General features: G+C 43.2%; 10 protein-coding genes. All 10 read right to left on the reverse strand.

The window, feature by feature from the left end; all coding sequences use genetic code 11:
• Positions 1-515 precede the first annotated feature (515 nt).
• Entirely contained in the window at positions 516-1,193 is a 678-nt protein-coding gene (locus tag P0M11_RS02925) for a hypothetical protein (RefSeq protein WP_158065037.1), read from the reverse strand.
• On the reverse strand, positions 1,190-2,056 hold the full coding sequence (rfbD, locus tag P0M11_RS02930) for a dTDP-4-dehydrorhamnose reductase (protein ID WP_275624390.1): 867 nt from the start codon (positions 2,054-2,056) through the stop codon (positions 1,190-1,192). Before rfbD ends, P0M11_RS02925 begins: the two co-directional genes overlap by 4 nt.
• Positions 2,057-2,066: 10 nt before the next feature.
• Positions 2,067-2,549: an acyl-CoA thioesterase gene (locus tag P0M11_RS02935; RefSeq protein ID WP_158065039.1), complete on the reverse strand. Its 483-nt coding sequence runs from the start codon at positions 2,547-2,549 to the stop codon at positions 2,067-2,069.
• Positions 2,550-2,611: 62 nt separating this feature from the next.
• Complete coding sequence (locus tag P0M11_RS02940; RefSeq protein ID WP_158065040.1) at positions 2,612-3,106, reverse strand: OmpH family outer membrane protein; 495 nt, start codon at positions 3,104-3,106, stop codon at positions 2,612-2,614.
• A 59-nt stretch (positions 3,107-3,165) separates the two neighbouring features.
• The gene (locus P0M11_RS02945; protein WP_275624391.1) at positions 3,166-3,705 is read right to left on the reverse strand and encodes an OmpH family outer membrane protein; all 540 of its coding nucleotides are present in this window, start codon (positions 3,703-3,705) and stop codon (positions 3,166-3,168) included.
• Between the two features lie 8 nt (positions 3,706-3,713).
• Positions 3,714-6,251, reverse strand: a complete 2,538-nt coding sequence (gene bamA / locus P0M11_RS02950) for an outer membrane protein assembly factor BamA (protein ID WP_275624392.1) — start codon at positions 6,249-6,251, stop codon at positions 3,714-3,716.
• A gap of 25 nt (positions 6,252-6,276) precedes the next feature.
• Positions 6,277-7,026, reverse strand: a complete 750-nt coding sequence (gene uppS, locus P0M11_RS02955) for a polyprenyl diphosphate synthase (protein ID WP_275624393.1) — start codon at positions 7,024-7,026, stop codon at positions 6,277-6,279.
• A gap of 4 nt (positions 7,027-7,030) precedes the next feature.
• A complete protein-coding gene (locus P0M11_RS02960) occupies positions 7,031-7,921 on the reverse strand; it encodes a DUF6089 family protein (RefSeq protein ID WP_275624394.1) in 891 nt (296 codons plus the stop codon).
• A 204-nt stretch (positions 7,922-8,125) separates the two neighbouring features.
• Complete coding sequence (locus P0M11_RS02965) at positions 8,126-9,208, reverse strand: formimidoylglutamase (protein ID WP_275624395.1); 1,083 nt, start codon at positions 9,206-9,208, stop codon at positions 8,126-8,128.
• Positions 9,209-9,308: 100 nt separating this feature from the next.
• On the reverse strand, positions 9,309-11,879 hold the full coding sequence (gene topA, locus P0M11_RS02970) for a type I DNA topoisomerase (RefSeq protein ID WP_275624396.1): 2,571 nt from the start codon (positions 11,877-11,879) through the stop codon (positions 9,309-9,311).
• Between the last annotated feature and the right edge of the window lie 220 nt (positions 11,880-12,099).

Below are 12,099 nucleotides of genomic sequence, written 5' to 3' on the forward strand. Positions count from 1 at the left end.
CATCTTCTGTCGTTGTGCCTCTGAATTGCGAGTGCAAAAGTATAAACTATTTTTTAAATGACCAAATCTTTTTTAAGAAATTTTTAAGTCCGGATATTCACTGTATTGTTCAGCAAACCCCCTCCTTAACTAACCTCCTCTCTCAAATCTGACCCTTAAGTCTCTCCTGCGCTTCCCCCTTTCTCGTTACCTCGAATTGGGACTGCAAAAGTACAACTTAATTTTAAACTGCCAAATGTTTTTTAATAAAATTTTAAACCGCTTCCCGCAGTTCCACTCTCTTATTACCTACACCCTGACTTGTCTTCTACTTCGCTCCCTGGTCTCTCGATTTGGGACTGCAAAGATACCTAAATATCCACTCCCTCCAAATAAAATGTTATAAAATTCTCAGGAAATTGTGTAAATGACTGAGGGTGAAGGGGGAAATACTTAACTGAGAAAAACAATTGGAACTCTTAACCCAAAAATATTGCCCCAATAAACTGCTTACAATTGATCCCCTGTCTTTAAAGTTATTTAAATTGGGTATAAACGACGCTAAGGAAATCCGCAAAAGAGCGTTCCAATCTTATGATATCACCCGACTTAAGATTAATGCCCGCCTCCCCATACGGTGCCGACTGTACCTGGAAGGCCTGAAGCTGCAGATACTGAGCGGGTTGATTTACATCTGCTTTGAGCTTTACCGAGGAACCCAGGAGTTTACGGGTAGACAGTGAATAGGTTTCACCATCGGCAAGCTTCCTTACTGTATACGTGCGCTCCTTAAACTTTATTTTAGTATTATTTAAAGAAACACTCTGGTCCTGCGCGGGCGGCGCATATATATAGAGCACTCCTTTCTCCTCGGGAATTTCTGCGGAAGGCATATAATATAAACTTATCCGATAGTTCCACGGATCAAATTTCTGCTTTTTGCCGTCCACAGATTCAAAAGGGCGGAATGAAAATGAATTTGCTCCGATTTCTTTAGCCTTCTTATATATAAGTCCAAATACTTTCGCATCGTCAGCAGAGAATCCCTGAACTTCCACTTCACCCAAATATTCAGCTTTGGAAATCTCTGGGTTAATCCGGTACAGCTCCCTTTCTGTTCCCTCCCGGCTTTTCACCACTTCGTTCCAGATCACATTCTGGCCAAATGCCCAATGAGTGGCAATTAATGCGGACAAACAGATCAGTTTTCTCATTTTGACACCATAATTGTTTGCAAACATTCCTGTAAACTGTTTTCCCAATACCTGGGTTCTATTCCGTACGCAGACTCAATCCTGTCCAGCGCCAATGTACTGCGGCGCGGCCTTGCGGCGGGTGTTGGATATTCTGCGGTCGTGAGTGCTTTGATCTTTATATCAGAACCGGAAAGTTCAGCAATTTTTCTGGCAAAATGAAACCAGGTGGTTTCTCCATAATTTGAAAAATGAAATACACCATATACACGTTTGTCTGACTCTATAATTTGCATTATAGCTTCGGCAAGATCATTCGCATTGGTGGGCTGACCAAACTGGTCATTCACCACTCCTATCTCTTCTCTTTCAGAAAAAAGATGTAGCATGGTCTTTACAAAATTCTTATTGTATTCCGAATAGAGCCATGAAGTTCTTATGATAACAGATTTTGGATTAGACTCCATCACCTGTTGTTCACCTTTAAGCTTAGAAGCACCATAGATACCATTCGGGTTAGTGAAGTTATCCTCATCATAAGAGATTTCGGTGTCACCGTCAAACACATAATCCGTAGATATATGAATGAGCACCGCTCCCACTTCTCTGCAGGCTTGTGCCAGATTTCCCGGACCGTCCGCATTCACTGCGAAGGTTTGCGCGGCCTCCTGCTCAGCCAGGTCCACAGCGGTGTAAGCAGCAGCATTGATACAGAAGTGCGGTTTCTCTTCTTCCAAAACCGAAAGCACTGCCCCTGAATCGGTGATATCAAGATCGCCGGAGGCTAAAAATATAAAGTTATAGCTCCAGTCATAATCCGAAGATAATTTCTGCAGGCATTTCCCCAACTGCCCATTGGCTCCAACAACAAGTATTTTTTTCATTAATGTGTAATTAAGCTGATTTATTTTGTTTTCTGAAAAATGCCACGCGCTCGGCGAACGTTTTCTCCGGGACTTCAGTCAAGAACTCTTCAAACATTCCGCGGGTTTCTGGCGGATGGATTTCAGATTTTCTGGTTTTCATGTTAAAATAGATTACCGTGATCCAAAGCACCGCATTTATTGTCTTACCATCTTCGCTCTTCATCAGAATTTCAACTTTGGAAATACGGTCGCGCACCTCAATCGTTTTGCTGCTGATCTGTACTTTGGAATTGAAACGGACTTCACGAAGATAGGCAATTTCATTTTGCACTGTGATCCAGGTGCAGCCGGTTTTACGCGAATATTCTTCATATGTAAAACCATAATAGGACTCTACATGGTCTTCACGGGCATTCATCATATATTCCAGATACTTCACATTATTCAGGTGTCCTATCGGATCGCAATCACTGAAACGCACTTTTACCAGTGTCGAGATTTCTTTATTCATGGCGCAAAAATAAAAAAACCACCTCTATGCAAGGTGGTTAAGCTGTATAAATGTTTGTTAAATTAAAGTCCGAGCTCTTTCTTAACTGCGGCAGTTGCGTCTGGCCCACCTTTGTAGATTAAAGCGCTTGCGTCAATAACAAAATCCCATCCGTTCGCTTTGGCAGCTTTTGCAATTGCTGCATTAAGCTTGTCAATGATCGGCTTCAGAGATGATTCTCTTCTTTTGTTAAGATCCTGCTGTGCAGTTACTGCCATCTGCTGAAGGTTCTGCTGTGTTTTCTGGAGTTCAGCTTCCTTAGCAGTTCTCTGTGCTTCCGTTAGCTTAGCTCCTTCAGCCTGATATTTCTGAACATCTGCCTGCCAGGTATCTCCCATTTTTTTGAGTTCTGCTTCTTTTGATTTGCTGAAGTTCTCGAGATCTGTTGAAACTTTTTTCGTTTCAGGCATAAGAGACAATACCTGCTCGTAATCCAGGGATGCCATCTTCTGCGCTTTTGCCATTCCAACAGTCATGAACATCGTTACTGCAGCAAATAATACACTTAATTTTCTCATAATTTTGATTAATAATTTAGGTTCTTTTTTTTGATTGTTTAATGCGGGCGAAGTTAAATCTATTTTGCACCCGATGATTTACCGCCTGTATTTTTTGTTAGCAGGTCCAGTACTTTATCCGTGTAGTCATACCTTTTCTGAAGGAAAATAACACTGATGTTGTTACTCTTGTCCAGTACGATCCCAAGACCGTTTTTCTCGGATACTGTTCTTATGGCTTCCCAAATCTGGTCCTGGAAAGGCTGTGTAAGATTGGCCCTCAACTTGGCAATTTCGCCATTAGTTCCAAAACGCAGACTTAGGGTAGTTTTAATATTTTTATCAAGATCCACCACTTCCCTTTCCCGCTGCTTCAACTGTTCGCCAATAAGCAGCACTTTCTCACTGTCGAATGCGGCCTTCTTTCTCTCATATTCCGACTGAAGGTTCTGAATTTCCTTCTGCCACGTGTCCACCTGAGCGTTCAGCCGGCCTTCGGCTTCTTTATACTGAGGGAGACGCTGCAGGATATAATCGGTGTCCACGACTCCAATCTTCTGCGCATTTGCAGAAAATGTAATAAAAAGAAATGCGACAAACAGGAGGATTCTCTTATTCATTGTTTTTTTTATAAGGATTGATTCATCAGGAAGTGTGTTTTCCAGCCCGACGGTTCACTGTTATATAGCGGCTTATCGAATCCGTAGGCAAAATCAAAACCTATCAGACCGAAGGCACCCATGTATACTCTAACCCCTACACCTGCTGAACGTTTCAGCTGGAATGGGTTAAACTTGCCCCAATCGTTCCAAACATTACCTCCTTCCATGAAAGTAAGCGCGTAAATCTTTGCAGTTTGGTTCATTGAGATCGGATATCTTAACTCTAACGAAAAACGGTTGTAAATAGTACCTCCACCCAACTGAGTTACATCATCACGTGTACCTCCGTTTGTGGTCGCATTTTCATAACCACGCAGCGGTACAAGCTCACGGCCGTCAAACCTTCCGCCGAAAAGCCCGGTTCCACCCACATAGAATCTCTCGAACGGCGGTGCACCCAGTTCACTGTTGTAGCCATCCATAAAGCCCATTTCGGCAGTACTTCTAAGTACAAGTTTACCAACGATCTCATTATAGAAATCACTCTTCACCTTTACTTTGTAGAACTCCATCAGGTTGTACTTTTCTGCAGGAGCCATTGAAGAGTAGTCTTTATTGCTGAAAAGCGAATAAGGTGGCGTGAACTTCACCGAAGTTTCCACATTGGAGCCTGAGGTTGGGAAAATCGGGTCAATACCTGCAGAATTACGGCTTAAACCTACATTAATGCTGAAGTTATTGGCATTTCCGTTATACTCCGTAGTTTCACCAAACTGGAACGGATAATTGTTAAAATTGTACCGCTGGAACTGCAAACCTGTATACAAGGAGAAGTAATCGTCCGGCCAGCGTAAGAGACGGTTCAGACCGGCATTTGCCGAAAAAATATTCAGCTTCTGATCCATTCCGAACTGATCCTCGTAGTTTACAAGCGACTGGTTTACCCCAATGGAAAGTGCTGTCGGCTTGGTTCCGAACAGCCATGGCTCGGTGAATGAAATACCGTAATTCTGGAAATAATATCCCGCTTGTGCCTGAATGGACAGTGTTTGACCGTCACCCTGTGGTACAGGTTTAAAATCTTTAAACTTCAGGAAATTCCGAAGTGAGAAGTTGTTGAACGTAAGTCCTAGCGTACCTATGAAACTGTCACCACCATAACCAGCCTGAAGCTGTACCTGGGAAGATCCTTTTTCCACCAGTGACCAGTGAACATCTACCGTGTTATCCTGAGGATTTGGCTTGATGTCCTGACCAATCTGCTGAGGATCGAAGAAGGACATGGACGCAAGATCGAAATAGGTTCTCTTTATATCACTTTTGGCGAATAGGTTGCCCGGTCTTGTCCTAAGCGAACGAAGTACCACGTGGTCATGAGTAGTGGTATTACCGCTCCACGTCACCCTATTCCAGGTCGCTTTTTCGCCTTCACTGATGCGAACTTCCAGATTGATGGAATCGCCGTTAACCGATTTTTCTACTGGTGTTACATTAGAAAAAAGGTAACCGTTGTTCATATACAGGGACTTGATATCGGAATCATCTTCCTTACCGCCATCTTCACCAACTTTCTTGTTAAATCCTACCGCATCGTAAATATCGCCACTCTTATAACCCAGCACACGCTGGAGATAATCCGTGGAAAAGGCCGTATTTCCTACAAAAGAAATATCGCCGATATAGTATTTTTTGCCTTCGTTCAACTTTACGTTGATTTCGAAGTTATTCTTTTCATTCCTTGTCACAGAGTCAGAAAGTATCCGTGCATCACGGTAACCCAGGGAATTGTAATAGTTCACCAGGTTCTGCTTGTCTGCCTCATACTTTTCTTCTATGAATTTAGACGGCTTCAGAATGGCACCGATACCAAATCTTTTCTGCTTGGTATCTTTAAAACCTTTTTTTCTGAGTCTGGAATCCGAAACATTCTCGTTTCCTTCAAAATCAATACGGTCTATCTTCACCCGTTTGCCTTTCTCCACTTCAATGGTCCAGTCTACAAGGTTAGGATCGGACGCATTCACTTTATCCTTGATGGTCACCCTGGCATCAGCAAAACCCTTTTTTATGTATTCGTTCGGAACATTGCTCTTAATGGTAGAAACGAGGTTCTGGGTTATTTTGGTTCCGGGCTTAAGATTGTTGTCTTTAGCCAGTTTTTCGTTTTTGGCTTTTCCGATTCCCTTTCCGGTAAAAGTAACCTCACCCAGTTCCTTCAGGTCCTGAAGATAGAAACGGAGCACCACACTTTCGCCCTGCTGGCTTTCGATGTAAACTTCAACTTCGGAGAAAGAGTTGGTTTCCCAGAGTTTGCGGATAGCATTACTTATTTTCTGACCGGGTATATCCACAATTTCACCTTTGGACAGGCCGGTAAAACGTAAAATCTGTGCCGGAGAATATCTTTTTACCCCATCAACCACAATATCCTGCAATTTGTAGGACCCTGTCTGGCTTTCAGCATAAACCGGGTTATTGTCCTGCGGATCCCCTTGCGGAGTTACCTGCCCATAGAAATGTGCCGAGGCAACAAACATAATAATAGGGATGAATCTAAACTTCATTATATATTTAATAACTTTTAATTAATTATTCGTGCTCCAACTGTTCACTGGTCTTGCCATATCTCCTTTCCTTCATCTGGTAGTCCAGGATACAGCGGAAAAAAGTTTCACGGTTAAAGTCCGGCCACAGCATATCCAAAAACTGCATCTCTGCATAAGCCATCTGCCACAGAAGAAAATTACTTATTCTCACTTCACCGCTGGTGCGGATCATCAGATCGACAGGGGGGAAGTCTTTTGTGTAAAGATGATCTTCAAACAGTTTTTCGTCTATATCATCTTCACTGATCTCACCTGCCTTAACTTTACTGCTGATCTGTTTAACAGCATTAAGGATTTCTTTCTGGGAGCCGTAACTTAATGCCAGGATCAGGTTTCCGCGTTTGTTGTCTTTTGTAAGATCCATTACATTCTGCAACTGATCACGCACCAAATCCGGCAGCTTTTCGATATCGCCAATGATGTGTAAACGCAAACCTTTCGTAAAAATTTCCTCAGCTTCTAGCAAAAGCGTTTCCGCCAGCAAATCCATGAGGCTGTTTACTTCGTCATTAGGCCGGTTCCAGTTCTCTGAAGAAAAAGTGTATAGAGTGAGATAGGGAATATGAATCTCATTACAGGCATTAATGGCATCTCTTACCGCCGTTAAAGCACTTTTGTGTCCGTATGTACGTTCCTTTCCCCGTGATTTTGCCCACCTGCCGTTTCCATCCATAATAATGGCCACATGACGGGGAAGATGCTCGGGATTGATTTGATCTTTTACTGACAGCATTTTATTAATCGCAATAACAAGGAGGTCTTCCGAAGGAATAGGTGATTCCCAGGGTTACACTGTTTATCCAGTCATTCCCGTTTGGATCTCCCACTTCTCTGTTTTTCAAAAACTCCCTTTCCCTTTCCTTGGATACCGCATAATAAATATCCGTCTGTAAAAGTGACGTATTGGTATTAGGAGCCAGGATATCGGTGTTATAAGTGGATTTCAGGTCTTTCGCGCTGATTGTACTATAATCCAGCTGGTCTGTAAGTGTGGGCCTGAACATAAGTTCACCCGAAATAGCCCAGTTATAGTTGAATTTATATTTTAAACCGATACCGAAAGGCAGGTAACCTGTTACTTTGCGGCCACTGTAATATTCGGCAGTGGTATTGAAGTCAATTTCATTTACCGGTGCCTGCGCCACACCGTCAACATCGCGGCGGTAGTCATGGTTCAGCGTAGCCTGAGTCACATCATGCATCATGGCACCTACCCCGGCAAAAATATAAGGACTCAGCATACCGCGTTCCTGTTCGTTATTCACAGGGAAAAGATTGTATTCAAAAATCGCATCAGCTTCCAGCAGTGTGTTGGTTCCCCACAGCTTACGGTTTCTGCGGTATTCTTCTTTGGCCCAGGCATCACCAAACTGGATATGGCTGTAACCAAGGTCAAAACGGAGTGTTTGATACGGATTGAAATTCATACGGTAGATAATGCCGCCGTATGCCGGAAAACCATATGTAGATGTCTCTCCAAATGGCTTCTGTAAAACGTAACCTGTTCTTCCTATGTCTCCTACCAAATTGCTTGTTCCCAAACGCACACCTAATTCGTGCCGTTGCGCCTTTACACTTGCTACTGTAAGAATAACTGCAAACAAGCTAAGTAATAATTTTTTATTCATAGGAGAATATAGATTATGGTTATTTTTAGTATTTAATTTTTGCAAATATAAAACATTTTTGCATTACCGAAATTCATAATATTTAGTTAAATATAAACAATTAAATATTAATTTAGTCGCTACCAGCGCACTTTTTTTGAAATTTTCCACAATTATTCAATAGTTGGGATACGAGCTGAAAAGATACCGGGACTGATGCAGTGCCTAAATGCGGTCACGCATGAGCCGCGCGGGCAGTGTTCCTCTTTTAGCCTGGGCATACTCTGCCGGAGAGCAGGGAATTAGCTTTTCTACATCTTCATCATCTCCAAAATACCACAATCCTGAAAAGCTGTCCCGCTTAAAAGCAAAATGAACATCGTCCACAGGTACATAAAAGGTTTCCATGCGCCGCTCCTTAGGATGCGACCTCTGAATATTAATACCTTCTATGAGATGCCAAACCATCTGGGCCAGCAACTGCTGATTAAGCAAAGAGTCGGAATGCGGATTAAAATTGAATATACCCACCGACTTCAGATTCTCACTGAGACCTATCTCCTTCATATAGGCACAAACCTCACGGCGGTTCAGCCCGTTCACCTGGGGATTCACTGAGAAACCTCCGGCAGGACCTTCCACGGAGTCACAGTTTACAGTTACCAGATCTGCCCTCCTGAAATAAGGTTCAGTGTTTTCTGTAGATCCCATCATCTCGACCAGACGGATTACGTCAAACTCAACTTCCTTCATCAGTTTTACGGAATCCAGCTCATTGAGATGCTTTTGGTAAGCCATGTGATGATAATCCCGCAACGGGAAGTTTTTGGAACCCAGAATCCTGGCCAGATAATTTTTCTCGTTTAATCCTTCGCCTTGGTCATTCAGAGAAATCATAGCCGAAATGTTGGTATAACTTATTTCCCGGTGGTAATGACTGAGTGCGGAAAACAGCGCAAATGAAAAATCACAGCTGCCGCCAATCACTACGGGAACCGCCTTCTTATCGTGACAGATTGAAAGCAGCTCCTGCAAAATATAGTGGGTATCCTCATGAGATTTCCCGGAGATTAAATCGCCCAGATCACATACGGGAATTTCAAAATCCAGACGGGAAAGGTTATAAAGTTCCCGCCTCACCTTTCTGAAACCATGTATTTCAGCCTCACCACCGTTTAAACCACGATAATCTGAACAGAAAATAAGGACGATACCACCTTCAGCAATCTCGCCGGAAATCAAATTTCCCAACTGCCATTTTTCGGTTTCAATTTTACCGGCCGGAATGATTATATCTTCAATATTCATGGATGTCAGTATTCAGTAAGCACTGCAAAAGTAGTAAAAGCAGCAATAAAAAACGCTTCCGTAATAATATCCTGGAAGCGTTCTGTTTACTACTGCATATTTATTTCTTTTTTGCAGCGGGCTTTTTGGCGGTTTTTTTTGCTGCGGGTTTTTTGACAGCAGTTTTCTTTACAGCTGCTTTTTTCGGTTTCTCCTTGAAGGCATCCTTGTCCTGGGCAGTAATCCACTTTTTCACCTCATCCAGAGAGACCTCAGCCAGCTCTTCGGCGGTATATTTTTCATCTTTTTTGGTCTTCGGAATCTTAAACATTTTCTTTCCGAATTTGATGAAGGGGCCCCACCTTCCGTTTTCAATCGAAATTTTCTCGTCTTCCCACTGGCGGATGTACCTGTTGGCTTCTTTTTCCAGCTTAGCTTCTATAAGCTCATGCATTTCTTCCTGTGTAAGGTTGTCAAAGTCATAGCGCTTGGGAACATTGATGAAAAGTGATTTATATTTGATGAAAGGTCCGAATCTGCCGGTTCCTTTTGTCACTCCTTCACCTTTATAGGTAGCCACAGGTGCATCAGCAATCTGTTTCTCGCGGATAATTTCCTCAGCACGTTCCTGAGTTACAGAAAGAGGGTCTTCGCCACGCGGAATACTGATGAAGGTCTCACCCCATTTTACATAGGGACCAAAACGGCCTACTCCTACCGAAACCGGCTGTCCCTCGTATTCCTGAAGGTCAAAAGGCAGTCTGAAAAGCTCCAGGGCCTCTTCCAGCGTAATTGTCGCGATATTCTGAGAGGCCATGAGGCTGGCGAAAACCGGTTTTTCTTCATCATCCTGCTCACCGATCTGCACCATTGGACCGAATCTGCCGATTCTGGCGATGACATTCTTACCGCTTTTGGGATCTGTTCCAAGGATGCGTTCTCCGTTTGCGCGGTCGGCATTTTCCTCCACATCCTCAATCCGCGGATGGAAATCGCTGTAGAAGCCCTGTAGTATCTCCTTCCACTTTTCCGAACCGTTGGCAATATCATCAAAATCCTGCTCCACCTTGGCGGTAAAACCGTAATCCAGGATCTCGGCGAAGTTCTGCGTCAGGAAATCATTTACCACTTCACCAATATCAGTAGGTACGAATTTATTTTTGTCACCCCCGAACTTCTCTGTAAGAACTTCCTTCTTGAGCCCGGATTTGGTTAGAGACATTTTCATAATCTCCCTTTCCTGAGGTTCAATTTCTCTTTTATCTACATAAGCACGGTTCTGTATGGTTTGTATCGTCGGTGCGTAGGTAGAAGGTCGGCCTATGCCCAACTCTTCCAGTTTTTTCACCAGGCCGGCTTCTGTATAACGGGCTGCAGGTTTTGTGAATTTTTCGGTGGCTTCAATCTTTTTATAGCTCAATGCCTCACCTACGCTTACTTTCGGAAGAATTTTTTCATTGTTTTCCTCCTCATCTTCATCAGTTTTGGTAATTCCGTAAGCCTTCAGAAAACCGTCAAAAACGATAACCTCACCCTGCGCCTCAAAATGCTGAGGCAATTTTGGACTTCCAATTTCAATTACAGTCTTCTCAATTTTGGCATTTGCCATCTGGCTGGCCAGCGTCCTTTTATAGATAAGCTGATAAAGCCTGTTAAGCTGTGCATCGCCAACCGACTTCACAGAAAAGTCTGTGGGACGTATGGCTTCGTGAGCTTCCTGAGCCGATGCGGATTTAGTTGTGTAATTGCGCGGCTGGGAATATTCTTCACCGTATTCAGATAAAATCTGTGCTTTCGCACCATTTATTGCTTCCTGGGAAAGACTTACCGAGTCGGTACGCATATAGGTGATGAAACCTTCTTCGTAAAGTCGCTGTGCCACTCTCATGGTAGAGGTCACGCCATAACCGAGACGGTTACTTGCCTCCTGCTGTAAAGTGGATGTTGTAAAAGGTGCTGAGGCCGTACGTGTGCCCGGTTTCTTTTCCACATTAAGCACCGTGAATTCTGTATCTTTTGCAAGGGTGAGAAACTTTTCGGCTTCCTGCTCTTCTGCAAAATCCTTCTTCACTTTAGCTGCAATAAGTTGCTTTTCACTGTTCAGGAAAGCACCCTCTACCCGAAAACTTGATTTAGGCACAAAGTTCCTGATTTCAAGCTCCCTTTCCACAACCAAACGGACAGCTACCGACTGTACACGTCCGGCTGAGAGTCCGGTCTTCACTTTCTTCCAAAGTACCGGTGACATTTCAAAACCTACAATCCGGTCCAGAACCCTTCGCGCCTGCTGGGCGTTTACAAGGTTTTGGTCAATAGACCTCGGATTCTCAATGGCTTTCAGGATTGCATTCTTTGTAATTTCGTGAAAAACAATACGTTTTGTATTGTCATCTTTCAATTTCAGTTCCTGGGCCAGGTGCCAGGCAATGGCCTCACCTTCACGGTCTTCATCGGAAGCCAGCCATACGGTATCCGCCTTCTTCACTGCATCTTTGAGTTCAGAAACTATCTTTTTCTTATCTGCCGAAACTTCGTAATCGGGAGTAAAAGTAGTGAGGTCAATCCCCATTCCTTTTTTAGGCAGGTCGCGGATATGACCGAAACTGGATTTCACCTCAAAATCTTTCCCAAGGTACTTCTGAATGGTCTTTGCTTTTGCAGGTGATTCCACAATCACTAAATTTTTTGGCATCAACTAAAATTTTTGCAAAAGTAGAGTTTTTTTTAAATGTGAAAATCCCACCCACATCTGCAGGTCTTAAATCAGCAGACGATAAACGCACTGAAAACGAAACTTCCCTTCTCTGCAACTGGCTGAAATGCAAAAAGCAGGAACTGAAGTGTTATTTAAAGTTACTTAACAAGGGTCACCTGATCTGCCTCCAAATAAATCTGTTTCCTGTTTATTTTAA

This window comes from Kaistella sp. PBT33-4 (genome assembly GCF_029194425.1).
In the GTDB taxonomy this organism is placed as follows: Bacteria; Bacteroidota; Bacteroidia; order Flavobacteriales; family Weeksellaceae; genus Marnyiella.